The organism is Yinghuangia soli, from assembly GCF_021502675.1.
GTDB classification, from domain to species: Bacteria; Actinomycetota; Actinomycetes; order Streptomycetales; family Streptomycetaceae; genus Yinghuangia; species Yinghuangia soli.
Genome location: NZ_JAKFHA010000008.1, coordinates 132,011 through 157,253, shown reverse-complemented (window position 1 = coordinate 157,253; position 25,243 = coordinate 132,011). Strand labels below are relative to the sequence as shown.

Here is a 25,243-nt window from a genome sequence, read left to right as displayed (position 1 = left end):
GGAAGTGACATGGCGCTGAACCCGACTTGTGTGGGCACGAAGTACCCGCCCGCACACCCCTATCCCGTGGCGGCGGAGGCCATCCGCCGCTTCGCCGAGGCGGTGGGCGACCCCGCGGCCGTGTACGTCGACCCCGACGCCGCGCGGGCGCTGGGCCACCCGGACGTGGTCGCTCCGCCGACCTTCCCGTTCATCGTGGTCGCGCGGGCCATGCACGACGTCTTCCGGTACGAGGAGATCGGGTTCGACCCGACGTACATCGTGCACGGGAACCAGCGCTTCGAGTACACCCGCCCGGTCCGGGCCGGCGACCGGCTGGTCACCACCCTGGAGATCACCTCGGCGAAGACGCTCCGCGGCCGGGACGTGCTGGGCCTGCGCGCGGACCTGGCCGATGCGGACGGCGCGCACGTGGTGACCACGCACATGACGCTCGTGTCGATGGTGCCGGTGGATGCGGCCGAGGGCGGTGCCGGCGATGACGCTCAGGGCTGAGCACGTGGCGGTCGGCACCGAACTCCCGGCCCGCACGGTCACCGTCACCCGGGCCGACCTGGTGCGCTACGCCGGGGCGTCGGAGGACTTCAACCCGGTGCACTGGAATCCGCGGGTGGCCCGCGAGGCGGGCATGCCGGACGTCATCGCGCACGGGATGCTCACCATGGCGGTGGCGGCGCGCACGGTCACCGACTGGGTGCGCGACCCGGGGGCGATCGTCGAGTACCGCACGCGGTTCAGCAGCCCGGTCGTGGTGCCCGACGACGAGCACGGCGCGTACCTCGAGGTCCGCGGCCGGGTCGGGGCGCTGCTGGACGGCGGCCGGGTCCGGGTGGACCTGACCGTCACCAGCGGGGGCGTCAAAGTGCTCGGCGAGGCCCGCGCCGTGGTGCAGCTCGGACTCCCCGGGCAGCCCGAGGCGCCTGCCGAGCCCGGGGAGCACAGCCGATGAGCGCTCCGGCCTTCCTGCTCGCGCCCGCCTACGTGCTCGGCGAGACCGAGGAACCGCACACCGCCGTACCGCACTTGGCGGACCGGGTGGCGCAGTTCGGCATCCCGATGGCGCCGCGCGCCTGGGGCTGGGGCAGCTTCTTCCGCACCGAGCGCTCCCCCGCCGAGCTGGCGGTGGCCAGTGCCGAGGAGACCCTGGCGGCCAGTGGCGCGGACCGCGCCGCGGTGGACGGCCTGATCGTGTGCACCAGCCAGTTCCCGGTGTCGGTGGACGACCATGCGGAGTTCCTCGGCGACGTGCTCACCGGCCTGAAGCTGACCGGTACGGCGTTCGCCTGCGGCATGACGCTGAACCGGTGCAACAACCTGCTCGCCGGGCTGCACGTGGCCCGGTCGCTCGTGCAGAGCGGCAGCCACCGGCTGATCCTGGTGGTCACCGCGGACCGCGTCGTCGACGACGCCGACCGGCTGGAGAAGTTCGCGCTGTTCAGCGACGGCGCGGCGAGCTGCCTGGTGGCGGCCGACGAACAGGGACCGCTCGCCTACCGGATCCTGGCGTCCGCGGCCGCCCAGGACGCCGCGGTGCTGGGACTGCGCGACGAGATCGACCCGAAGCTCGCGGTGGCGGTCAACGCGGAACTCGAGCGGGCCACCGGCATCGCGGCGAAGGACGTCACCACCCTGCTGCCGGCCAACCTGGTCCGCCCGCTGGTGACCTTGAAGGAGCGGCAGGCCGGCTTCACCGCCGCGCAGGTGCACACCTCCAACATCGAGCGCGTCGGCCACTGCTTCGCCGCCGACCCGCTGCTCAACCTCGCCGATCTGGCCGCCTCGGGGGCGGACCAGGCCGACGGGGTCTACCTGCTGGCCTCCAGCGTTCCGGGGGCCCGGCACGGCGTACTGCTCCGGAAGGTCCCGCGCGTGGCGACGAGTGGAGGCGCATGATGCCCTGGGTCGGGACGAAGAACCCCGCTCGGCAGGCCGCCGACGGACCGCACGCCGAGGGCACCGGAACCCTCCGGGGCGGCGTGCGCACCCCCGCGCCGGCCCCTTTCCTGCGGCTGACCGGGGACGCGTTCGAGCTCGGCCGGCAGCACGGCGCGGCCCGCGCCGCGGCGCTGCGCGCCTTCCTGGACGACGGCGTGGCCCGGCTGGACCACCTGCTGGACGCCCCGGTGTCGATGGCCTCGCTGATGCCGACGATCACCGCGTTCCAGGCCGAACTGGAGGCCGGCGTCCCGGAACTCGCCGAGGAGATCCGCGGACTCGCCGAAGGCGCCGGGATCAGCCACCCGGAGGCGCTGCTGCTGCAGTTGCGCCGGGAGATCCTCGGGTACCGCAGCACGCACCGGCCGAAGGGCGACTGCACCACCTACGCCCGGGTGGCCGGCCACGACGCGGGCACCGTGCTGGCGCAGACCGTCGACCTCAACGGCAACCTCGACGACCAGACCGCGGTGCTCTCGCTGCGCCGCACCGGGTCCGAGCGCGAGGTCCTGATGCTGAGCTTCGGCGGCCTCCTGGGCTACCTCGGCATGAACAGCGACGGCCTCGCGGTCGGCATCAACCTGGTGCTGGGCGGCAGATGGCAGCCCGGCATTCCGCCGTACCTCGCGGTCCGGCACGTGCTGGACAACGCCGGTTCGGTGGCCGAGGGCCTGGAGGTCCTGCGCGGGCTCAAGATGGCCAGCTCCCGGTCGCTGATGCTGTGCGACCGGCGCGGTGCGGCGTACGCGGAGTTCCTGGACGGGCGCATGCAGGTCGCCGAGGGCCGCCGGCTGCTGCACACCAACCACTTCCTGAACCGGGAGTTCATCCCGTTCGACGAGCTGAACGTGTTCGCCAAGAACTCCTCGCTGCGCCGCCTGGAGGCCTGCGACGTGCGGCTGAACGCGCTGCCGGAGAACGCCACGCCGCGCGACCACCTCGGGCTGCTGTCCACCCCGCCGATCTTCGTGGCGGACAACGGCGACATCCGCCGCGAGCGGACCGTCGCCGTCGCGGTGATGCGGCCGGGGCACGGCGACCTGCACCTGCTGGGTCCGCGGACCTCGGCGGCCCCGCAGGTCTTCACCGCCGGGAGGGAGGGGGCGTGACCGACCGCGCCGAGGGCTGGCTGATCGATCTGCATGCCGAGGACCATCCGTGGGACGACGCGGCATGCCGCGCCGAGCTGTCCGCGGACGAGGCCCGGCGCGCGGACCGGTTCCGCGACCCCGCGGCGGCCGTCACCTACGTGCGCGCCCGCTCGACGGTGCGCCGGGTGCTGGCCCACGTGTTCGGCGGGACTCCCGCGCAGGTGCGGCTCGGCACCGAGCCGGACCGGCGGCCGTACCTGCCGGACCACCCGGACTGGTACGTCAGCTGGTCCCGGACGGCCGGCGTGCTCCTCGTCGCGGTCCGCGACGGTGCGCCGATCGGGGTGGACGCCGAGGTGATCCGCCCGGTGAAGTCGCCCGCCAAGGTGCTGCGCACGTTCTACCCGGACGCGGTCGCGCTCGGCGCGATCGACGATCCGGAGACCTTCCTGTCCGCCTGGACCCTGCTGGAGGCGGCGGTCAAGGCGACGGGGCGGGGCCTGGCCCAAGGCGCCCGCGACGTCCGCTTGTACCGGCCGCCCGGATCCCGCCGCTGCGCACTCGGCGGGATCCGCGGGGCCGGGCCCGTGCCGTGGTCCGGGCGTACCGACCGGTTCGCCGCACCGCGTTCCCCGGTACGCGTGATGACCGCCGTGGTGACGCGCGGACCGGCCGCCCCGGTCCGCCTGAACGCCTGGCGGCTGCCCTGAAGGAAACCGCGGGTCCCGGGACCGATCCCCGGCGGCCCGCTCCAGCGTCCGAATGATGGGAGAACTCCAGATGTTGATCAGTGAGGACCTCCGCCGGCAGATACTCGCGGACCGGTCCCTCGGGGCGGGCAACGTGGTGCACCGGCTGTCGGAGTACGGCCGGTCCCTCGACGAGCAGGTCCTGTGGCTGGACGGCACGTGGCAGTCGCCGGCCGGCGACTTCCCCGAGGTGCTGACCCTCGCCGAACTGCACGCGGTCGTCGAGACCTACGCCGGCTTCTACCGGCAGGCCGGCGTCCGGGCCAAGGACGCGGTGGCCATCGTGTCCACGTCCATCACCGACTTCGCGGTCAACCTGATGGCACTCACCAGCCTGGGCGCGGTCGCGTCCCTGGTGAACGCGAACATGCCGCCGGAGTTCCGCCGCGAGTACATCCGCCGCCAGCACGTCGTCGGCGTGATGACCCGCGAGCCGTGGCACAAGGAGCTGCTGACCCATCTCGACGACGACCCCACGCCGCTGTTCGTCGCGATGCAGTCCGACATCGCGCCGGAGCACCGGGCGCACATCCCGGCCAAGTTCCCGTTCCGGCACACCCCGACCGACCCGATCCTGATCTCGCACTCGTCGGGCACCACGGGCATCCCGAAGGCGGCGTACCACACGCATTCGACGCTGTTCCACGGTGCGCTGAGCCGGCTGGCCGACGGGCAGGACTGCAGCACCCGCAAGCGGCTGCTCGCGCTGCCCGGGCACCACGTCTCGGCGATGTCCAACACCCTGCTCGGGCTGGTGCTGGGCGCTCCGGTGGTGCACTACACGGACGCGAGCGGCCGGGGCGTGCTGGACGGCATCGAGAAGCACCGCCCGGTCATCGTGTTCGGGTTCACCCACACGTTCTCCGAGATGGCCGCCGAGGACCTGGACAAGCGCGACCTGTCCAGCGTCGAGGCCTTCTACGCGTCCGGCGACGCGATGCACCTGGTGCACATCAAGAAGCTCATCGAAAAGGGCGGGCACACCGTGACCGGCCGCGACCTGAAGCCGCGCCCGTCGCCCGGAGCGATCTTCATCGACATGTTCGGGTCGACCGAAATGGGCTACGTGCTCTTCGACTTCGTGCACCGGGTGGGCGGCGCGAACATCGGCCGCTGCATCGGGCGCCCGATGCGGTTCGCGCAGTGCGCTGCGCTGTCCGAGGACGGCGAGGTCCTGCCGCCCGGGCAGGTCGGCCGGCTCGGCGTGCGGTCCGAGTCGCTGACCCCGGGCTTCTGGAACGACAACGCCCGCTGGCACAAGCAGTGGCTGGGCGGCTACTTCCTGACCGGCGACCTGGTCTACCGCGACCCGTCGAACACCTTCTACCACCTGGACCGCACCACGGACGCGATCCGCACCGCGGACGGCTGGGTGTACAGCGCGTACACCGAGGAGCTGCTGCTCGCGGAGTACCCGGACGAGATCCTCGACGTCACGGTGGTCGGACTCGCCGAGGAGGGCGTCAAGTTCGGCTGGGAGGACGAGGGCGTCGCCAAGACGTACGCCCTGGTCGCGCTCGCCGAGGGCGCCGCCCGGCCCGAGGACACCACGGCCTGGGTCAACGCGGCGCTCGGCAAGCACGGCCTGCCGCTGGTGGCCGGTGCGGTGGTCGTCGGCGAGGACGCCATCCCGGTCGGCATCACCGGCAAGGTCCTCAAGCGCGTCGTCCGCGACCAGGCGGAGAAGTTGATCGGCGGCTGCTGATCCCCGCAGCGCGACCCGCGGGGGCGGCAGTCGGCCGCCCCCGCGGTCCCCGGAGAGAGGAAGGCAATGACCGACTACGACGTGATCGTCATCGGCGCGGGGAACGCCGGGCTGAGCGCCGCGGCCACCATGCAGCGCGGCGGCCGGCGCACGCTCCTGCTCGAACGGCACAACGTCCCCGGCGGCGCGGCGCACTCGTTCGTGCGCGGGCGCTACGAGTTCGAGGTGTCGCTGCACCAGCTGGCCGGCATGCACGGCGAAGGCCCGCTGCGCGCGGTCTTCGACATGCTGGACGTCACCCGGCGCCTCGAGTTCGTCATCGACGACGACCTGTACCGCACGGTCGTGCCGGGCGTGCTCGACGTGACGCTGCCCGCCGACTGGCAGGGTGTCATCGACACGCTGGACGCGCACTACCCGGGCAACCGCGCCCAGCTGACCCGCTTCATGGAGCTGGTCCGCGAGACCGGCGTCTGGCAGCTGGTCGCCCGGTCGAGCCTGCACAAGATGCAGGAGATGACCGAGTGGCTGACCGGTCTGTCGGATGTGCGCCGCTACGGCCTCAAGTCGTTCCAGGAAGTACTGGACGACTTCTTCACCGACGAACGCCTCAAGCTCGTGCTGTCCTCGTACTGGAGCTACAACGGCCGGATGCCGTCGCAGTGCCCGTTCATGGACCTGGCGCGGCTGATCACGCTCTACATCGAGTTCAAGCCCTACCAGGTCGTCGGCGGCAGCATGTCGATGTCCTCGGCGATGCTGGACTCGTTCCTGGAGGCCGGCGGCGAGGTCAAGTTCAACGCGAACGTCACGCGGATCATCACGCGCGGCGGGGCGGCCTGCGGGGTGCGGCTGGAGGACGGCACCGAGGTCTCCAGCCGGATGGTGATCTCCAACGCGCCGAGCATCACGACGTACACGAAGATGCTCGAGGACGGCGTCGTACCGGACCGGGTGCTGCGCGACCTGCGCGGGCGGACCATCGGCCCGTCGGCGACCGTGACGTACCTGGGGCTGGACGCGCCCGCGGCCGAGCTGGGCTTCCTGTCGTCGACGAACTTCATCCACGCGGACCTGGACGAGCGGGCCACCGACCGGTCCAGCCGCACGCTGGAGCCGGCCCGGTTCCTGGTCGCGACGTGCTACGACGTCCGGCCCACCGGCTATGCGCCGCCCGGTACTTCGCAGGTCGCGCTGGCCTCGCTGCACTATGCCGCCCCGTGGGAGGCGGTCGCCCCGGAGGACTACGCCGCGGCCAAGTTCGCCTTCGCGCAGACCCAGCTGGAGCTGCTCAAGGCGGTCGCGCCGGGCGTCCGGGACGTGATCGAGGAGGCCGAGGTGGCCACCCCGATCACCTTCAAGCGGTACCTGAGCCAGCCCGGCGGCACCATCTACGGCTTCGAGCAGGACGCCTCGGACAGCTGGCTGTTCCGCGACGAAGACCTCAAGCCGAACGTGCCGGGCCTGGTGTGCATCAGCAACTGGACCGGGGCCGGCGGCTACAACTCGATGATCGTGATGGCCGCCCGGGTGTGCCAGCGGATTCTGTCGATGTGACCGGCGAGACCGACGCGGACGAAAGGAGTCAGACATGACAGCGAATCCGCTGGCCCTGCTGTTCGACGGGGCGGACGAAGTACTCGCCGGCATGAAGCGGGCGGAGGACGCGGGCACCGACCACCCGAACGACGCCTGGGCCGAGATCGAGCCGATCCACCCCAGGAAGCTCGACCTCACGGTCGCCGAGGTCGTCGACGAGACGGTGACCACGAAGACGTTCCGGCTGCGCCGGACCGACGGCGCGCCGATGCCGCCGTTCCTGGCCGGCCAGTACGTCAACCTGCACGTCGAGGTCGACGGCGTGGCGACCAGCCGGGCGTTCTCGATCTCGTCCTCGCCGACGATCCGCGAGTACTACGACCTGACGGTGCGCCGGCTGCCCGGCGGGCGCGTCAGCAACCACCTGATCGACACGGTCAAGGCCGGCGACCGGCTGACCAGCGGCGGGCCGATCGGCACGTTCTTCCACGATCCGCTGTACCACGGGGACGACGTCGTCTTCCTGGCCGGCGGTTCGGGCGTCGCCCCGGCGATGAGCATGATCGGCGACATCGCCGACAACGGGCTGGCCCGCCGGATCACCCTGGTGTACGGCTCGCGCCGGGCCGACGACGTGATCTTCCGCGACGAGCTGGACGCGCTGGAGGCCCGGCTGCCCGGGCTCACCGTGCATCACGTCATCTCCGAGCCGGGCCCGGACTGGACCGGTGCGGTCACCCCGCTGAACGCCGAGCTGATCGCCGAGCTGGTCGGCCCGCTGGCCGGGCGCATGACGTACCTGTGCGGCCCGCCCGGGAAGTACGAGTTCCTCATCAAGGAGCTCATGTCGCTCGGCCACCCGCGCCGGCGCATCCGGTACGAGGACAACAGCGTCGCGGTGCAGCCCGGCGACGACCCGCGCTGGCCCGAGGGCGTGGACCCGCAGGGCACGGTCACCGTGACCGTGCGGGGCCGCAAGGCCATCACGGTGCCGCGCGGCCGGAACCTGCTGGAGGCGCTCGAGGACAACGGCATGCCGCAGGAGGCGTCGTGCCGGTCCGGCGAGTGCTCGCTGTGCCGCGTCCGGGTCTGCTCCGGCGAGGTGTTCCACGCCGCCGAGGCCAAGTTGCGCAAGGCCGACGAGACGTTCGGCTTCGCGCACAGCTGCGTGGCCTACCCGCTGACCGATGTCGAGATCGACTTTTAGCCCGGTTCCTGTTCGACACCCTGCGCACATCCTTCACAGGAGGTTTCGGAAATGCCTGCTGACCTGCGGGAAGTCATGGTCGATGTGCTCCGCAACATGCACTTCGAGGTGGACTCGCTGACCGACGAGACCCCGCTCGGCGACGGCGGACTCGAGCTGGAGTCCCTGTCGCTGGCCGAACTGGTGATGCAGCTCGACGAGTTCGGCATCGAGTTCACCGACGACGAGATGGAAGAGCTTTCCAAGATGACCTTCGGCGAGTTCGCCGAGGAAGCCGCGCGGCGCACGACCGCGAAGTAGCCCGCGCGCCGACGCGTTTCCGGCGCCCGTCCGCGGCGGACGCCGGCCGTTCGACGACCGAATGACGATCCAGGGAGGTGTGACCATGGCCCGGACGGCCAGGGCAATTTGCGTCGTGGGCGCCGGTCCGCGGGGCCTCGCGGTCCTCGAACGGCTGTGCGCGAACCACTCGGACGGGCGCCCGCTGTCGATCCATGTGGTGGACCCCTATCCGCCGGGGGCCGGGCGCACGTGGCGCACCCGGCAGTCCCACCACCTGCTGATGAACACCGTGACCTCGCAGATCAGCCAGTTCACCGACGAGAGCGTGGCCTGCGAGGGCCCGGTCCGCCCGGGGCCGAGCCTGTACGACTGGCTCCAGCCGGTGGACTTCGGCGCCGGGAACATCTGGGCGGGCGCGGAGCGGCTCGGCCCCGACGACTACCCGTCGCGGGCGCAGTTCGGCCGCTACCTGGAATGGGTGCTGGGCCGGATCCGGGCCACCGCGCCGCGGTCCATCCGGATCACCGTGCACAAGGGCACCGCGATCGCCCTGAACGACGATCCGAGCGGGCAGTGCGTCACGCTGAACGACGGCACGCTGCTGGCCGGACTGGACGCGGTGGTCCTCGCCCTGGGCCACGGCTCCAACGAGCCCACCTCGGAGGAGCGCCGGCTGGCCGCGCACGCGGCGCACCACGGCCTGCGGTACATCCGCCCGGGCAACCCCGCCGACCTGGACCTGGACGGCATCGCCGCAGGCGAGACGGTCGGCATCCGGGGGCTCGGGCTGGCGTTCTTCGACGTGCTGGCGCTGCTGACCGAGGGCCGGGGCGGCAAGTACGTCACCGGGCACCGCGGCCTGCAGTACCTGCCGTCCGGGCATGAGCCCGTGCTGTACGCGGGCTCCCGGCGCGGCGTGCCCTACCAGGCCCGCGGCGAGAACCAGAAGGGCGCCGCGGGCCGGCACGAGCCGTGGTTCCTGACCCTGGACGCGGCACGCCGGATCCGCGCCACGCCGGGAGCGACGTTCCGCAAGGACGTCTGGCCGCTCCTGGACGCGGAGGTCCGCACGGTCTACCACCAGGCGCTGGTCGCCGAACGGGACGGCCCGGACGAAGCCGCCCGGTTCCTCGCCGCGTTCCGGGCCGCGTTCGCCGACCCGGACGAGGCCGGGCGCACCGCGGTGCTGCGCCGGTTCGGCATCGGCGCGGACCGCGAGTGGGACTGGGCGGGCGTCGAACGCCCCTGGGGCGAGCTTACGTTCGCCGACCAGGAGGAGTTCGGCAGGTGGCTGGTCGGGCATCTGCACGAAGACGTCCGCAACGCCCGGGGCGGCAATGTCGGCAATCCGCTCAAGGCCGCCCTCGACGTGCTGCGCGACATGCGCAACGAGGTCCGGCTGGCGATCGACCACGGCGGCATCACCGGATCCTCGTACCGCGACGAAGTGGCGGGCTGGTTCACGCCGTTGAACGCGTACCTGTCCATCGGGCCGCCGCTGTCCCGGATCGAGGAGATGACCGCGCTCATCGAGTGCGGGGTGCTGCGGGTGGTCGGCCCGGGCACCCGGGTCCGCACCGACCCGGACGTCCCGGCGTTCCTCATCGGCTCGGCCGCCATCCCGGGTTCGGAGATGCCGGCCACCGCGCTGATCGAGGCGCGCATCCCCGAGACGGACCTGCGGCACAGCACCAATGCGCTGCTGCGGCACCTGCTCGCGACCGGGGCGTGCCGGCCCTACCGGATCCCGGATCCGGACGGCGCCTACGAGACCGGGGGCCTGGAGGTCACCGGGCGCCCGTACCGCGTGGTCGACGCGGACGGGCGGCCGCATCCGCGCCGGTTCGCGTTCGGGGTGCCCACCGAGTTCGTGCACTGGGCCACGGCCGCCGGGATCCGCCCCTGGGTGGGCTCGGTGATCCTCGAGGACGCCGACGCGATCGCCCTGGCGGTGCTGCGCTCATGACCCGCCCCGCTGCCCGCCTCGGTTCCAGCCTCGGATCCCGGCGCGCTTCCCGTCCCGGCCCCGCCCGTCCCGCCCTTCGTCCGCAGGGAGCACCGCAGTGGACCTGACCAGCAGTCACGACCCCGAGATCCTCGGGCTTCCGTTCTACGACGACGGGCACCGGCGCCTGGCCCGCGAGCTGGGCGTCTGGTGCGACATCTACGGCGAGCTGTGGGAGACGGTCCGCCGCATGCACCCGGACGAGGCGGGCCGCCGCCTGGTCCAGCTGCTCGGCGAGGAGGGCTGGCTGGCCGGCCTCGATCCGGCCGCCGGGCCGCCGGAACTGCCCGCCGACTTCCGGGCGGTGTGCCTGGCCCGCGAGGCGCTGGCGTACGCCGAGGACCTGGCGGACTTCGCCTACTCCATCCAGACGCTTGCCGCGACGCCGATCATCCGGTTCGGCGACAAGGAGCAGCAGGCGCGCTATCTGCCCGCGATGGCGTCCGGTTCGCTGATCGGGGCCTTCGCGCTGTCCGAAATGGAGGCGGGGTCAGAGGTCGCCGCGGTCGGGCTGGCCGCGCGGCGGACCGCGGACGGGTACGTGCTGACCGGCCGCAAGGCCTGGATCGCGCACGCCACCATCGCGGACCTGTTCGTGGTGGTCGCCCGGACCGGCGACGGGCCGGGCCCGCTGGGCCTGAGCGCGCTGCTGGTGCCCGCGGACACCCCGGGGCTCACCGTGGAGCCGCTGGAGGCCGTCGCGCCCCGGTCGTTCGGGCATCTCGTGTTCGACGAGTGCCCGGTGCCGGCGGACGCCGTGCTGGGCCGGCCGGGCAAGGGCTTCATCGTCGCCCTGGACCTGCTGGAGCGGTTCCGGATGACGGTCGGCGCGGCCGCGGTCGGGTTCGCCCGCCGGGCCGCGGACGCCGCGCTGGCGCACACCCGCAGCCGGCAGGCGTACGGCGGCACGCTGTTCGACCTCCAGCTGGTGAAGGCGTCGTTGGCCGACATGGAGATCCGGCTGAACGCGTCGGCGCTGCTGGTCGCCCGGGCCGCGTGGGAGTGCGACCGGGGCGGCCGCGGCTTCGGCCGGCACTCGGGCATCGCGAAGGTGTACGCCACCGAGGCGGCCCAGGAGATCGTCGATGCCGCCGTGCAGTTGTCCGGTGCGGCCGGCGTGGTCAAGGGCGGGGTGCCGGAGCGCCTCTACCGCCAGATCCGGTCGCTGCGCATCTACGAAGGGGCGTCGGACGTGCTGCGCCTCGCGATCGCCGACGTGCTGGACATGCGGCGGGGCCAAGGAGGCCGAGCGTGACGCACCCTGCCGAGCCGGCCGAGCCGGCCGCGGATCCGCCCCGCTTGTGGCTGCGGTGCGAGTCCCGCGGCACCGAGCGCCGCGCACCGCTGGTACCCGAGGACGCCGCGCGTCTGGTGTCCCGCGGGATCCGCATCACCGTCGAGGAGTCGCCGCGCCGCGTCTTCCCGCTCGACGCGTACGTCGCGGCGGGCTGCACGGCCGCACCCGAAGGCAGCTGGACTTCGGCGCCGGCCGGCACGTACATCCTGGGACTGAAGGAACTCCTCGAGGAACCGGCACAGTTACGCCACGACCACATCTACTTCGGGCACGCCTACAAGGGCCAGCCGGGGGCCGGCCGGCTGCTCGCCCGCTTCGCGGCGGGCGGCGGTGCGCTGCTCGACCTGGAGTATCTGACCGACGATGCCGGGCGGCGCCTCGCGGCGTTCGGCTACTGGGCCGGATATGCGGGTGCGGCGCTCGCCGTCCTGCACCGGCGGGGCATGCTCGGCGGGCCGCTGGTGCCGCTGGACCGGGCCGAGTTGGACGCCCGGCTGCGTGCCGGAGCTCCGTCCGGCGAGGCCCGGGCGGACGGACGGGCCCTGGTCATCGGCGCCCTGGGCCGCTGCGGCCGCGGGGCGTGCGATGCGCTGGAGACCGCCGGGATCGACCCGCTGCGCTGGGACCTGGCCGAGACCCGCGCGCTGGACCGGGACGCGCTGCTGGCCGCCGACCTGCTGGTGAACACGGTGCTGAGCACGCACCCGGTGCCGCCGTTCCTGGTCCCGGCCGACCTCGACTCCCCCGCCCGGCGGATCTCCGTGATCGCCGACGTCACCTGCGACGTCGGCTCGGACTGCAACGTGCTGCCCGTCTACGACGCCGTCACCGACTGGGAGAACCCGGCCCGGCGGCTGCGCGGCGGCGACCACCCGGTGGACGTCATCGCGATCGACAACCTTCCCTCTCTGCTGCCCGCCGAGGCCAGTCGGGCCTTCTCCGCGGACCTGTGGCCGCTGCTCGCGCGCCTGGGCCCCGGGGACCCGGCGTGGCGCCGCTGCCGTGCGGCGTACGCCGGGGCGGCCGATCCGGAAGCGGCAGGAGCCGACGTCAAGGAGGATGCGCATGTCCGCTGACCGAACGCCCGCAGGCAGCACGGTCCATTGGATCGGCACGGGCCTGTCCACCGGCCGGACCGGGCTCCGGCTGGTCTGCGACCGCGCGGCGCGCGTGGTGCTGTGGGACCGGACCGCCGATCGCGGCGAAATGCGTCTGGCCGCGCTCGGGTTGGCCGGGCGGGCCGAGGTCCGCGCGCTCGACCGGGGCGCGCTGGAGGCCGAGGTGAAGGCGGGGGACGTCGTCGTCTCGATGCTGCCCGCCACCGAGCATCCGGAGCTGCTGCGGCTGGCCGTCGCCCGGGGTGCGCACTTCGCCTGCACGAGCTACACGTCCGAGGCGCTGGCCGCGCAGGCCGCCGAGGCGGCCGCGGCCGGCCTGGTGGTGCTGACCGAGTCGGGCCTGGACCCGGGCATCGACCACCTGATGGCGCACGACCTGGTCGCCCGGGCCCGCCGGGCGGTCGGCGACGGCGCCGCGGAGGTGGCGCTCACCTCGTACTGCGGCGGCATCCCCGCCGAACCGGACGAGTTCTGCTACCGGTTCAGCTGGGCGCCGTACGGTGTGCTGGCCGCGCTCGGCTCGCCCGCGCAGTACATCGAGGACGGCGAGGCGCGCACCGCACGGCACCCGTGGGAGGCCGCGCGCCCCTTGGTACTGGCCGGCGAGGCGTTCGAGGTGTACCCGAACCGCGACAGCCTGCCGTTCGCCGCGCAGTACGGCCTGCCCGACGCGTGGCGTCCGACCACCCTGATCCGCGGCACGCTGCGGAACGCGGGCTGGCGGGCCGCCTGGGGCGAGGTCTTCGACACCGTCCTGACCGGCGACGAGACCCGGATCCGGGCGCTGGCGAAGGAACTTGCCGACCGCTACCCGACCACCGAGGCCGACCGGGACCGCGTGGTGCTCGCCGTCGAGCTGACCGTGCGCGACACGAGCGGCGGCGTCCGGTGGCGCGGATCGCATCTGCTCGACCTCACCGGCGACGCCGCCGAGAGCGCGATGGCCCGCTGCGTCGCCGTGCCGCTCGCGCTCGGTGTGGCGCGGATCCTCGACGGGGCGCTCCCGCCGGGCCTCAACCGGGCCGCCGAGGACGCCGGACAGGCCGCCGCCTGGCTGGAGTTCCTCGCCCGGCACGGCATCCGCGGCACGTTCGACGACACGCTTCCCGACCCCTCGGAAGACAGCTCTTGATCGCGCGGCCGCACGCGCCCGGCGGCCCGCGGACCTCAACCGATCCGTTCCACCACATCGAGCGCGGCGATCCGCCCGAAGGAGAGGCCTCAATGGCGCACGAGCCCATTCCCGGTCCCACGCACTACACCTGCCTCGGTGTGGGCGTGGGACCGGCCAATCTGAGCCTGGCGTCACTGCTCTACGGCCGGCCGGGCGTATCCAACATCTTCCTGGACCGGAAGCAGTCCTTCAGCTGGCACGACGGCCAGCAGATGCCCGGCAACGCCTTGCAGGTCTCGCTGTTCAAGGACCTGGTGACGCTGGCCGACCCCACGAACCCGTTCACGTTCCTGGCCTATCTGCACCAGAGCGGGCGGCTGTACCACTTCCTGAACGCGCAGTTCGATGCGGTGCCGCGCGCGGAGTTCCGCAACTACCTTGCTTGGGCCAGCAGTTGCAACGAGAACGTGGTGTTCGGCGAAGGCGTCCGCGAGGTCACCTTCGACGGTGTGTTCAAGGTCCGCACCGACCGGCGCACGCTCACCGCGGACAACGTGGTGGTCGGCGTCGGCAGCCAGCCGCACGTCCCGGCGCAGGTGCTCGACAAACTGGGCCCCAAGCAGTTCCACGTCAGCGACTACCTGCACACCGCGGGCGCGCTGGCCGGCAAGCGCGTGGTGGTGATCGGCGGCGGGCAGTCCGGCGCCGAGGCGTTCCTCGACATGATCTCCCAGCACGGCAGCGCGCTGCCGCGCCGGGTCTCGTGGATATCGCGGCGCGGCAACTTCTTCCCCATCGACGACTCGCCGTTCACCAACGACTACTACATGCCCTCGCACGCCGAATACTTCTTCAACCTGGACCGCGAGGCCCGCGAGGCGTTCAACGCGCAGCACGTCCTGACCAGCGACGGCATATCCGAGAGCACACTGCGCGAGATATACCAGCGCACGTATCTGCACCGCTTCGTCGACGGCAACGTCGACCTGGTGGGCCTCTACCCCAACCGCGAGGTCTTCGACGTCGCCACCGGTCTGTACGGCGGCTGGCAGGTGTCCGCGCGGCACAACGACAACCCCGCGGCCACCGAGCTGTTCGAGGCCGAAGTGGTGATCTGGGCGACCGGGTTCCGGCCCACGCCGATGGACTTCCTGGAGCCGATCGCGGACCGCCTGGAGCGGGACGGCGACGAGTTCCGCATCGACGAGGACTACGCGGTGTACTGGGACGGGCCGGACGACCACCGGATCTTCGTGCAGAACGCGGCGCGCAACCAGCGCGGCCTGGCCGACCCCAACCTGAGCCTGAACGCGTGGCGCAGCCGCCGCATCGCGGACCGGCTGGGGCGGGTGTCCAGCACCGAGCAACTGCCGTCGTTCATCGAATGGTCGACGAAGCTGGGCCCGCAGCCCGGGGACACGCCGTGAGCGGCGCGCACCGCACGGGGGTCGCGGTGGTCGGGGCGGGAGTGCTGGGCTGCCTCATCACCCGCGAGATCCTGGCCGCCGACCCGGGCGCACAGGTGACGGTCCTGGACCGGGACCTGGTGGCCGGCGGGGCGACCCGCCGCTCGGCCGGCCTGCACTTCCCGCGCGGCGCGGTGCCCGAGACCCGGGCGATGGCCGCGGAGAGCCAGCGCTACTACGCGCAACTTGTCGCGGAGCGGCCGGAGTTGCCGATCCACGGGATCGGCATGACGGTGGTCGCGGCCGAGGCGTCCGAGGCGGCGCTGCACGAGGCGTACCTGCCGGAGGCCGGACTGCGGCGGCTGGACGGGGCCGCCGCTGCCGCGGCCCTGCCGGAAGGCGCGGCGGTGCCCGAGGGGATGGCCGCCTGGACCGGCGACGGCTGCCAGTACGCGGACGTCGCCGCTCTCACCCAGGCGCTGGCCGCCGAGCTGCGCCCGGCCGCGGAGTTCCGCGAGGGCGTCGCGGTGACCGGGGTCGAGCCGGGCGCCGACGGCGTCGTGCTGTCCCTGGGCACGGGCGACACCATCACCGCGGACCGGGTGGTGCTGGCGCCCGGTCCGTGGCTGGCCGCCCCGGCCTGGGCGGACCTGGTGGCGCCGCTGGGCGCCCGGGTCAAGAAGATCGTCGCGCTGCACCTCGAACAGCCGGTCGCCGCGCACGACGGCGCGGTGGTCTTCCACGACGAGGACGCCTTCCTGCTGCCCTACCGGCACCGCGGGCACTGGCTGTTCAGCTACACCTGCCCGGAGTGGGGGGTGTCCCCCGACGCGGTGGACCCCGCGCTGACCGCGGAGAACCGCGACCAGGCGCTGGAGGTCCTGGCCCGGTACGCGCCGAAACTGGCCGCCCGCGGCGTCTCGGGGCGCGTCTTCTGCGATGCGTACGGCCCGGGCAACGTGCCCCAGGTGCGCTCGCTCACCGACGACGGCCGGGTGGTCTTCGCGGGCGCGGCCAGCGGCTCCGGCTACCGCTTCGCCCCGGCCATCGCGGCGGCGGCGGTCCGCCTGCTGGCCGGGTCCGCCGCTCCCCCTGTACCGAGTGCTGCCCCGAGTGCGTCCCCGAGCACCTCCTCGACCGCCGGCGTCCCCCGATCCGAAAGGCAGAACCCGACATGATCTACGACCGGTACGACGCCGAGGCCCTCCATGCGGCCTTCGGCATCCGCATGAGCAGCATCGACGGGCTCGGTGTGGGCGCCGGTTGGGGACGGGTCGCCCCGGGCGGGGCGTCCACCAGCCACCAGCACGACGAGACCGAGTTCTTCGTGATCGTCGAGGGCACCGGCGAGTTCGTGGTGGACGGCCGCCGCCACCCCGCGCAGCCGGGCACGCTGGCGCTGTTCGAGCCGTTCGAGTCGCACGTGCTGGAGAACACCGGCGAGACCGACCTGGTCTTCCTCACCCAGTACTGGCGCGACTCCGGCCGGGCCCTGGCGTCGGCCCGGAACCAGAAGCGGACGGGCTTCGGCGGCCGCCCGGTGTTCGTCTTCTCCACTCCCCCCACGCCCAACGGGGACCTGCACCTCGGGCACCTGTCCGGTCCGTACCTCGGCGCCGACGCGTACGTCCGGTACCAGCGCATGAACGGCACCGACGCGTGGCACCTGACCGGCAGCGACGACTACCAGAGCTACGTGGTCGCGGCGGCCGCCAAGGAAGGCCGCGAGCCCGCCGAGACCGCGGCCTACTACAGCGCCGAGATCCTGCAGACCCTCGCGCTCATGGACATCCCGCTCGACCAGTACACGGTCACCGACACCGCACCGGGCTACCGCGACGGCCTGCGCGACTTCTTCTCGCGCGTGGTCGCCTCGGGCTGGGCCTCGGTCGCGGAGAAGGACGCGCTCTTCGACGCGGAGAGCGGAAAGTACCTGTACGAGGTGGACGTCACCGGCGGCTGCCCCGGGTGCAGCGCGCCCACCGGCGGCAACATCTGCGAGGACTGCGGCGAGCCCAACACCGTGGCGGACCTTGCGGATCCGCAGTCGAGCGGGTCATCCGGCGAGCCGCGGCGTGCGCCGCTGGCCCGCTGGTCGCTGCCGCTGCACGTGTTCCGCGACGACGTCGCCGCGCACCAGCGGCTCGGCCGCGTCCCGGCCCGGCTCCGCGAGCTGGCCGACCGGCTGTTCGCCCGCCCCGAGCTGCACATCCCGCTCAGCCACCCGTCCTCGTGGGGTGTGCCGCCCGCGGAGAAGGACGTCGACGGGCAGGTCATCTGGGTCTGGCCGGAGATGTCGTACGGCTTCCTGCACGGCATCGAGGCGCTGGGCGCCCGGCTGGGCAAGGAGTGGCAGGCCGGGGACCCGGGCCACGACTGGAAGATCGTGCACTTCTTCGGCTACGACAACAGCTTCTACCACTCGGTGCTCTACCCGGTGCTGTACCAGCTCGCGCACCCGGACTGGACGCCGGACATCGACTACCACGTCAACGAGTTCTACCTGCTCGAAGGCGCCAAGTTCTCCACCAGCCGGCGGCACGCGATCTGGGGCAAGGAGATCCTCACCCCCGAATCGGTCGACGCGGTCCGGTACTTCCTCGCCCGGAACCGGCCCGAGGACGAGCGCACCGACTTCCGGCGCGACGCGTACGACGCGGTGGTGCGCGACACCCTCATCGGCACCTGGCAGAGCTGGCTGAACGACCTGGGCGCCCGGATCGCCAAGCAGTACGACGGCAAGGCACCCGACTCGGGGAACTGGACGCCGGAGCACTCCGGCTTCCTGGCCCGGCTCGGCACCCGGCTCGACGCCGTCACCGCGAGCCTGGGCAGCGAGGGCTTCTCGCTGAACCAGGCCGCCGCCGAACTCGACGGGATCGTCCGGGACACGGTGCGGTTCGCGCGGCGCGAGGCACGCACCGCGCAGAGCGCCGCCTGGCCGGACGAGACCCGCACGGCCGTCGCGCTGGAGCTGACCGCGGCCCGGCTGCTCGCAGCCGCCGCGGTGCCGGTGATGCCGCGCTTCGCGGGCCGGCTGGCCGCCGCGCTCGGCCTGCCCGAGGCCACCGTGTGGCCCGAGGCGGTCGAACCGGTGCCGCCGGGCACGGAAATCCGGCTGGCGGACGCGGTGTTCTTCACCCCGGCCGCGCTGTCCGCGCCGGCCTCTGACCCGGCCCCCGCGTCGCAGTCCGCGCCGCCGTCCGCCGAGGAGGACGCGGGATGACCGGGGACACCCTGGGCCGGCTCTTCACGGGCGGGCCGGCCCCCGGGCACATAGCCGTCGCCAGCCTGCTCGGCACGCAGAGCATCCCGCTGGCCGAACTCGTCGTGCGCGCCGAGCGGGTGGCGCAGCGGCTGCTGGCCCAAGGCGTACGGCCCGGCGACCGGATCGGCATCCTGGCCGCCAACAGCCTCGAATGGGTCCTGCTGGACCTCGCGGCGCTGCGCCTGAAGGCCGAGACCGCGGGCCTGGAACCGGGCAAGTTCGAGGCGTCCCGGGCGCTGATGGACCGCTACGCGATCACGCTGCTGTTCACCGACCGCCCGGCCGACGCGCCCGGGATCGTGCCGATGGCCGAGGTCGCGGCCTGGGCGGCCCCGGACGGCGCCGCGGAGCCGCTGCCGGTGCTGCCGCCGCCCCCGGACTGGGCGGCCGGCGACGTCACCACCGTCAAGTTCACCTCCGGCAGCACCGGCGAGCCCAAGGGCCTCGGCGCCACCGCGGGCAGCATCGACAGCTCGCTGCTGGCCGTCCAGGAGATCTTCGAACACGGCCCGGGCGACGACTTGTTCGTGTTCCTGCCGCTGTCCCTGCTGCAGCAGCGCTACTGGGTCTACTCGGCGCTGCTGAACGGCCACGACGTCACGGTCAGCACGTACGAGGCGGCCTTCGCGGCGCTGCGCCGCGCGCGGCCGACCGTGGTCATGGGCGTGCCGGCGTTCTTCGAGACCGCCAAGCGGCAGATCGAGGCCCGGCTGCGCCGCGCCGGCGGCGACCGGACCCTCGCCGAGGAGGCGCAGGCCGTCTTCGGCGACCGCATCCGCTACCTGTGGACCGGCTCGGCGCCGGCCGCGCCGAGCATGCTGGGCTTCTTCGCGGACGCCGGACTGCCCATCTACGAGGGCTACGGGCTCAACGAGACCTGCATCGTCACCAAGAACCACCCCAAGGCGCACCGGGACGGCAGCGTCGGCCAGGTGCTCCGCGGCAAGCACGTCCTGATCGATGCGGACGGCGTGGTGAGCGTGCGCAGCGACCATCCGGTCAACGACCACTACATCTACGCCAAGCCGGGCGACTCGGAGCGCATCTTCGGCCCGGACGGGACGGTGCGCACCGGCGATCTGGGCTATCTGGACGACGACGGGTTCCTGTTCATCCGCGGCCGGGCCGACGACGTCATCGTGCTGGACAACGGCAAGAAGGTCGTCGTCCGGCCGATCGAGGAGCTGATGAAGGCCGACCCGGCGATCGCCGAGTGCGTGCTCTTCTGCCCCGGGCAGACCGACTTGGTCGCGGTCGTCTCCCCGGCCGCCGAGGCCGCCGACCTCGGGGCCGTCGCGGCGCGGCTGGCGGCCACCAACGCCGCGGTGGCCGCCGACGAGCGGATCAGCCGGGTCGTCGTCGCCGATCCGCCGTTCAGCATCGGCAACGGCCTGCTGACCTCGCAGTACAAGCCCAAGCGGCAGCAGATCCTCGCCGCGTACCACGATGCCGTCCACGACCCCGAGGAGGGAATCCATGCCCGCTGATGTGGAAACCGCAGCGCGCGAGCAGTTCTCCGCCGTCCTGACCCGCGACGTCGCCCCCGCCAGCCTCGACCTGGACGCCGACATGGCCGGCTCGTATGCGCTGACCTCGCTCAACAAGGTCCTGTTCCTGACCGAGCTGTGCGAGGCTACCGGCGTCGACCTCGCCCACTTCACCGAGGAGGACCTCGCCGAGATGCGCACGCTGCGCGACGTCACCGAGGCCCTCGGCCGGCACGCGGCACCCGCCTCGGCGCCCACCTCGAACCATGGAGCCTGACCTATGACCTGGGCCACCAAGGCGCCCGCCGTCCTGGAAAACGACCACGTGCGCCTCGCGCCGGTGACCGAGGACGACCGCGAGGGCCTGCACGCCGTCGCGATGGACCCGGACATCTGGCGGTACTTCGTCTCGGCGGTCGAGAGCGACGAGGACTACAAGGTCTTCTTCGACACCTGCCTGGCCGATCAGGCGGCCGGGCGGCGGGTCGTGTTCATCGTGACCGACAAGGCGTCGGGGCGGATCGCCGGCAGCATGAGCTTCGGCAATATGGCCGAGGCGGACGCGCGGCTGGAGATCGGCTGGTCCTGGCTGGGCCGCGACTTCCGCGGCAAGGGCGTCAACCGCTGGGCGAAGTACCTGCTGCTGGAGCACGCTTTCGAGCAACTGGGCGCGGAGCGCGTCGAGTTCAAGACCGACATCCTCAACCTGCAGGCGCGGCAGGGCCTCCGCAACATCGGTGCGGTGGAGGAAGGGACCCTGCGGAGCTTCAACTACATGCCGGGCGGCCGGCGCCGCGACGCGATCTTCTACAGCGTGCTGCGCGGCGAGTGGCCCAAGGTGAAGGAACACCTGCTGACTCTCCCCGTCTGAGCGCAGTCACACGGGGGCGGTCCCGCCGGGCGGCGAAGGGTCGCGAACACTGCTGGTACGTAGAGCAGCTGTTCGCGACCCCTGTCGCTTCCGGGGCCTTGCCGCGTGCGGGTCAGGCCCGGGCCGCCGCCTGCTTGGCCGTTTCCTCGGCGGCGCGGGTCAGGAGCAGTTCCTCCTCGTCCGCGGTGAGCGGGACCTCCAGGACGCGCAGCCACTCCGCCAGTTCGCCGTCCCGCAGCGGGCGGTTCTCGGTGGGCTTGCCGGCCTCGCGCACGGTGACGGTCGCCTGGGTGAGGGTGACGTGCCGGCCCGGGAGGTGGCGGGTGAGCATGAGCGTGCGCTTGAAGTGCGACTCGGGGTGGGTGCCCGTGTAGTAGTCGGCGATCACGACGTCGCTGGGCAGCACTTCCAGTTCGTCGGTGGAGTGCATCATCATCCAGCCGCCGTCGCGCCACCGGCGCATGTCCCACACGTCGCCGCGCCGGTCGATGCGGTAGCGCCAGCCGAGGTGCTCGTCCTCGACGCCGTCCTCCAGCGGGACCGGGCGCAGCAGGCTCATGCCGAAGCCGGGGTCGCACAGCAGCCGCTGCCCGTCCACGACGGCCTCGACCACCATGTGGGTGCGGCCCTGCTGCCCGTCCGCGGGGTCGCCGACGCGCCCGAGGTGCCGGCGCACCTCGTAACCGAGCTGCTGGAGTGCCGCGGCGAAGACCGTCGAGTGCTCGAAGCAGTAGCCGCCGCGGCCGCGGACCACGAACTTCTCCTGCAGCGTCGCGAGGTCCACGCCGCGGGGCGCGCCGATGAAGACGTCGATGTCGTCGAAGGTGAAGGTCCGGACGTGCGCCTCGTGCAGTTCGTCGAGCGCCGCTCGTCCGGGGGCCCGGGTGGGGACGCCGATGCGGGCGAGGTATCCGCCGAGGTCGAGGTCGTCGACCTGCCAGAGATCATGTGTGTTCACCGGGCCAGTGAACCAGCCGCATCGCGGCGATGCGGCGGGAGGACGGCCCGCCGGAACGCGTCGGCCGCGGAGCGCGGCAACATTTGCGTTGTTTGATGGTCCCGGAGCACCTTGCCGCGCGCGGTTGCGGCACGGATGGACCGGCAGACCGGCGGACCGGCACGGGAACGGCAGCGGAGGCGGAACGTGGCAGAGGGCATCTGGGAAGTGCGGACCACCTACGGACCGGTGGCCGGACGAGTCGCGGACGGGACGGGGGTCTTCCGCGGCATTCCGTACGCGGCGCCCCCGGTCGGCCCGCACCGGTTCGGCCCTCCGGTCCCGCCGGAACCGTGGCACGACACGCTTGCGGCCGACGCGTTCGGACCCACCCCGCCGCGCTCGACCGCCGGGTTGTTCGACGTCGAGGCGAGCGGGGAGCCGGTACCCGGGGACGGCTGGCTGACCGTCAACGTGTGGGCACCGCGCGAGCGGTCCGGGCCGCTGCCGGTGATGGTGTGGATCCACGGCGGCGCGTTCCTGCGCGGCTCCTCGGCGGGCACGCTCTACGACGGCTCCGCGTTCGCCCGCGACGGAGTGGTGCTGGTCAGCCTCAACTACCGGCTGGGGGTCGAGGGGTTCGGATACATCCAGGGCGCTCCGGCGCCGGCCAACCGCGGGCTGCTGGACCAGCTCTTCGCGCTGCAGTGGGTCCGGGACAACATCGCGGGCTTCGGCGGCGACCCGGGCAACGTCACGGTCTTCGGCGAGTCCGCGGGGGCGATGAGCATCCTGGCGCTGCTGTCCACCGGCACGGACCTGTTCCACAAGGCGATCGTGCAGAGCGGGAGCGCGAGTCTCGGGCAGAGCGTCGACGACGCGCGCCTCATCACGGCTGCGGTCGCCGAAGAACTGGGCATCGACGCCGGTTTCGACGGTTTCCGCACCGTGGACCCAGGCGCGGTCATCGAGGCCCAGCAGCGGGTGCACCAGCTCGTCGTCGACACCGCGGACGCGGGACGGTTCGGGGCCACCACCATCGCTTCGTGCGGCATGTCGTTCCTGCCGGTCGTGGACGGGGATCTTCTGGCGCAGGCACCCATCGACGCCATCCGGAGCGGGGCGGGCTCACACGTCACCCTGCTGCTCGGCACCAACACCGAGGAGCACCGCTTCTTCGTGGCGCCCTACCCGGGCCTGATCGGGGTCGGAGCGGAGGCCTTCAAGGCGCGTCTGGCCCAGTACGGCGTCCCCGGACACGCCTACGACGCCTACGCGGCCGCCGACGAGAAGCCTTACACCCGCGACACTCCGGCCCAGGTGTTCGCGGCCGTGATGACCGACCGGATCTTCCGGATCCCCAGCTACCGCGTGGCCGAGGCCCGCAGTGCCGCCGCCCCGACCTTCGTGTACGAGTTCGGCTGGCGTTCGCCGGCCACGATCAGCACGGAACTCCCTTTGGGTGCCGCGCACATCGTCGAGATTCCGTTCGTCTGGGACAACCTCGGCACGCCCGGTGCCGACGGGTTCATCGGCACCGAGCCGCCCGCCGAGCTGGCGCGGACCATGCACGGCCGCTGGGTCGAATTCGCCCGCACAGGTGCTCCGGAGGGCTGGCCCGCGTACGGCCCGGACCGGGCAGTGCTTGCTTTCGCGAAGCACGACACGCCCGGTAGCGAGGTCGTGCACGACCCGCGCAGCGGGGAGCGGTGGCTCTGGGAGGGCGTGGAGTTCCTCCCGGGCCTGGCCTAGGTCCGGGTCCGGGAGCGGCATCTGGCGGCCGGCGCACGGGCGCTCGGCCGCCGGGCCGCTGCGGGTCAGTCGCGGATCATCCCGTCGGTCAGGGTGATCCACGCCTGAGGCTTCCGGATGGAGATCCGCCCGTCGTTCAGGGAGGTGAAGCAACTGGACTCCCGGAGTGTGGCCTCCTGGCCGGCCGCGTTGCGGAAGAACAGCACGTGGATGGGTCCGGCCATCAGACAATCCCCGACTTGGACACCATCCGGGCCGACGTACCCCGGCGCCCGATACGGCTCCGAGGCCTGGCCGTTCAGCGCGGCGGCCATTTCCTCGGCTTCGGCGTCCGAGAATAGCTTGCTGTCCACCTTCCAGGTGATCTTGGGCGGGGTCGGGGTGACATCTTGGTAGGTCTTGCCGTCCGGGTTGAGGATGGCCCCGGGAGGGGGCGTCCAATAGTCGCTCGTCCCCTGCGTGTAGACGCACAGGAGCATGGCCCCCGGCTTGGCCGGCAGCAGAGGCCCGTCGGAAACGCTGGGGCTGGACGCTTCGGCAAATGTCGCGGGGCAGTCCCGCATCGCCGTTCCGGTCTGCGTGGACAGGCTCGACGGTGTGGCTCCAGGTCGGGCCACGGTGGCCCTTTCCGTTCCGCCGCGCCAGCCGAACGGGTCCACTGCGCCGGTCACCGCAACGGCGGCCACCGCGGCCGCGGCGGCAAAGGCGGTCGTCCGGCGGCGGCGCCGGACCCGCGCCCCGGTGGCCACCCGCGCGTATAGATCGGGGCCGGCGATGACATGTGCCACCTCGCCGTGGAGGGCGTCGCGTACCAGGGCGGCGTCCTCCGCGGTGTCGACTGGGGATTCCGTGCCGTGCGGTCCGATGGTCATGCCGTGACCCTTCCGTTCGAGGGGGCTGCGTACCGCGGGGCGAGTTCCTCGCGCAGTGCCTTGAGTCCTTTGTGGGCTTGGCTCTTGACGGTGCCGACGCTGCAGCCGAGCGTTTCCGCGACCTCGGCCTCGCCGAGGTCGGCGTAGTAGCGCAGCACGACGACCGCGCGCTGCCGGGGCGGCAGGCGGCGCAGGGCGGGCAGCAGCACACCCGCGTTGTCGACGACGGCGTAGGCGTCGCCGCCATCGGCCCGGTCGAGCAGGCCCGCGTCGGCGTGGACGTCGGTCGGGTGTTCACGGGACCACAAGCGGCGGCGCCAGTTGAGGAATGTGCTGGTGAGTACGCGGCGCACGTAGGCGTCGACGTTCTCGCCCCGGCTGACGCGCCGCCACTTCGGCCACACCCGTACGAGTGCGGCCTGCACGAGGTCTTCCGCCTGGTGCCGGTCCCCGGTCAGCAGGACCGCGACGCGCACCAGGTGATCGCGACGCGCGGCTATGTAGTCCTGGAACCCCGGTGGATCATCGGCCATGGACTGCGCCCCCCTTTGTTGTCCGCAGTGACTGTCACCGGCTGAACAGCACGGGCGCACGGAAAGGTTGCCCTG

Annotated in this window: 23 protein-coding genes; 20 read left to right on the top strand and 3 right to left on the bottom strand. The window is 72.5% G+C overall.

Going from position 1 to position 25,243, the window contains the following annotated elements; translation table 11 throughout:
- Positions 1–9: 9 nt before the first annotated feature.
- The 19 genes from LZ495_RS16650 (at position 10) to LZ495_RS16560 (ending at position 21,074) form a co-directional block, all read left to right on the top strand.
- Positions 10–495, top strand: a complete 486-nt coding sequence (locus tag LZ495_RS16650; RefSeq protein ID WP_235053000.1) for an FAS1-like dehydratase domain-containing protein — start codon at positions 10–12, stop codon at positions 493–495.
- Positions 479–949, top strand: coding sequence for a MaoC family dehydratase (locus LZ495_RS16645; protein WP_235052999.1), 471 nt, complete (start codon positions 479–481; stop codon positions 947–949). Before LZ495_RS16650 ends, LZ495_RS16645 begins: the two co-directional genes overlap by 17 nt.
- Positions 946–1,893, top strand: a complete 948-nt coding sequence (locus LZ495_RS16640) for a beta-ketoacyl-[acyl-carrier-protein] synthase family protein (RefSeq protein ID WP_235052998.1) — start codon at positions 946–948, stop codon at positions 1,891–1,893. Before LZ495_RS16645 ends, LZ495_RS16640 begins: the two co-directional genes overlap by 4 nt.
- The gene (locus LZ495_RS16635; RefSeq protein ID WP_235052997.1) at positions 1,890–3,044 is read left to right on the top strand and encodes a C45 family autoproteolytic acyltransferase/hydrolase; all 1,155 of its coding nucleotides are present in this window, start codon (positions 1,890–1,892) and stop codon (positions 3,042–3,044) included. The genes LZ495_RS16640 and LZ495_RS16635 overlap by 4 nt, the downstream gene beginning before the upstream one ends.
- On the top strand, positions 3,041–3,736 hold the full coding sequence (locus LZ495_RS16630) for a 4'-phosphopantetheinyl transferase family protein (RefSeq protein WP_235052996.1): 696 nt from the start codon (positions 3,041–3,043) through the stop codon (positions 3,734–3,736). The genes LZ495_RS16635 and LZ495_RS16630 overlap by 4 nt, the downstream gene beginning before the upstream one ends.
- Before the next feature lie 70 nt (positions 3,737–3,806).
- A complete protein-coding gene (locus LZ495_RS16625) occupies positions 3,807–5,480 on the top strand; it encodes a class I adenylate-forming enzyme family protein (protein ID WP_235052995.1) in 1,674 nt (557 codons plus the stop codon).
- Positions 5,481–5,546: 66 nt separating this feature from the next.
- Complete coding sequence (locus tag LZ495_RS16620; RefSeq protein ID WP_235052994.1) at positions 5,547–7,037, top strand: phytoene desaturase family protein; 1,491 nt, start codon at positions 5,547–5,549, stop codon at positions 7,035–7,037.
- Positions 7,038–7,071: 34 nt separating this feature from the next.
- Positions 7,072–8,226: a 2Fe-2S iron-sulfur cluster-binding protein gene (locus LZ495_RS16615; RefSeq protein WP_235052993.1), complete on the top strand. Its 1,155-nt coding sequence runs from the start codon at positions 7,072–7,074 to the stop codon at positions 8,224–8,226.
- A gap of 51 nt (positions 8,227–8,277) precedes the next feature.
- A complete protein-coding gene (locus tag LZ495_RS16610; protein WP_235052992.1) occupies positions 8,278–8,526 on the top strand; it encodes an acyl carrier protein in 249 nt (82 codons plus the stop codon).
- A 115-nt stretch (positions 8,527–8,641) separates the two neighbouring features.
- Positions 8,642–10,474 (top strand): FAD/NAD(P)-binding protein, encoded by a 1,833-nt coding sequence (locus LZ495_RS16605; RefSeq protein WP_235052991.1) that lies wholly within the window; start codon positions 8,642–8,644, stop codon positions 10,472–10,474.
- 103 nt (positions 10,475–10,577) lie between these two features.
- Complete coding sequence (locus tag LZ495_RS16600; RefSeq protein ID WP_268822936.1) at positions 10,578–11,768, top strand: acyl-CoA dehydrogenase family protein; 1,191 nt, start codon at positions 10,578–10,580, stop codon at positions 11,766–11,768.
- Entirely contained in the window at positions 11,765–12,886 is a 1,122-nt protein-coding gene (locus LZ495_RS16595; protein ID WP_235052989.1) for a saccharopine dehydrogenase, read from the top strand. Before LZ495_RS16600 ends, LZ495_RS16595 begins: the two co-directional genes overlap by 4 nt.
- The gene (locus LZ495_RS16590) at positions 12,876–14,060 is read left to right on the top strand and encodes a saccharopine dehydrogenase family protein (protein ID WP_235052988.1); all 1,185 of its coding nucleotides are present in this window, start codon (positions 12,876–12,878) and stop codon (positions 14,058–14,060) included. Before LZ495_RS16595 ends, LZ495_RS16590 begins: the two co-directional genes overlap by 11 nt.
- 92 nt (positions 14,061–14,152) lie before the next feature.
- Positions 14,153–15,469 (top strand): lysine N(6)-hydroxylase/L-ornithine N(5)-oxygenase family protein, encoded by a 1,317-nt coding sequence (locus LZ495_RS16585; RefSeq protein WP_235052987.1) that lies wholly within the window; start codon positions 14,153–14,155, stop codon positions 15,467–15,469.
- A complete protein-coding gene (locus tag LZ495_RS16580; protein WP_235052986.1) occupies positions 15,466–16,626 on the top strand; it encodes an NAD(P)/FAD-dependent oxidoreductase in 1,161 nt (386 codons plus the stop codon). The genes LZ495_RS16585 and LZ495_RS16580 overlap by 4 nt, the downstream gene beginning before the upstream one ends.
- Entirely contained in the window at positions 16,623–18,674 is a 2,052-nt protein-coding gene (locus LZ495_RS16575; protein WP_235052985.1) for a class I tRNA ligase family protein, read from the top strand. Before LZ495_RS16580 ends, LZ495_RS16575 begins: the two co-directional genes overlap by 4 nt.
- On the top strand, positions 18,671–20,203 hold the full coding sequence (locus LZ495_RS16570) for an AMP-binding protein (protein WP_235052984.1): 1,533 nt from the start codon (positions 18,671–18,673) through the stop codon (positions 20,201–20,203). Before LZ495_RS16575 ends, LZ495_RS16570 begins: the two co-directional genes overlap by 4 nt.
- Positions 20,193–20,480, top strand: a complete 288-nt coding sequence (locus tag LZ495_RS16565) for an acyl carrier protein (protein WP_235052983.1) — start codon at positions 20,193–20,195, stop codon at positions 20,478–20,480. Before LZ495_RS16570 ends, LZ495_RS16565 begins: the two co-directional genes overlap by 11 nt.
- A 3-nt stretch (positions 20,481–20,483) precedes the next feature.
- Positions 20,484–21,074, top strand: coding sequence for a GNAT family N-acetyltransferase (locus LZ495_RS16560; protein ID WP_235052982.1), 591 nt, complete (start codon positions 20,484–20,486; stop codon positions 21,072–21,074).
- Between the two features lie 112 nt (positions 21,075–21,186).
- Here the strand turns inward: LZ495_RS16560 and LZ495_RS16555 are convergent, their stop codons facing one another.
- Positions 21,187–22,032 (bottom strand): arylamine N-acetyltransferase family protein, encoded by an 846-nt coding sequence (locus LZ495_RS16555; RefSeq protein ID WP_235052981.1) that lies wholly within the window; start codon positions 22,030–22,032, stop codon positions 21,187–21,189.
- Between the two features lie 186 nt (positions 22,033–22,218).
- Between LZ495_RS16555 and LZ495_RS16550 the strand changes: the two genes are divergently transcribed.
- Complete coding sequence (locus tag LZ495_RS16550; RefSeq protein WP_235052980.1) at positions 22,219–23,763, top strand: carboxylesterase/lipase family protein; 1,545 nt, start codon at positions 22,219–22,221, stop codon at positions 23,761–23,763.
- A 65-nt stretch (positions 23,764–23,828) separates the two neighbouring features.
- On the opposite strand, the gene LZ495_RS16545 is transcribed toward LZ495_RS16550, so the two are convergent.
- Positions 23,829–24,635: a hypothetical protein gene (locus LZ495_RS16545; protein ID WP_235052979.1), complete on the bottom strand. Its 807-nt coding sequence runs from the start codon at positions 24,633–24,635 to the stop codon at positions 23,829–23,831.
- Entirely contained in the window at positions 24,632–25,168 is a 537-nt protein-coding gene (locus LZ495_RS16540; protein ID WP_235052978.1) for a SigE family RNA polymerase sigma factor, read from the bottom strand. The genes LZ495_RS16545 and LZ495_RS16540 overlap by 4 nt, the downstream gene beginning before the upstream one ends.
- Positions 25,169–25,243: the final 75 nt, after the last annotated feature.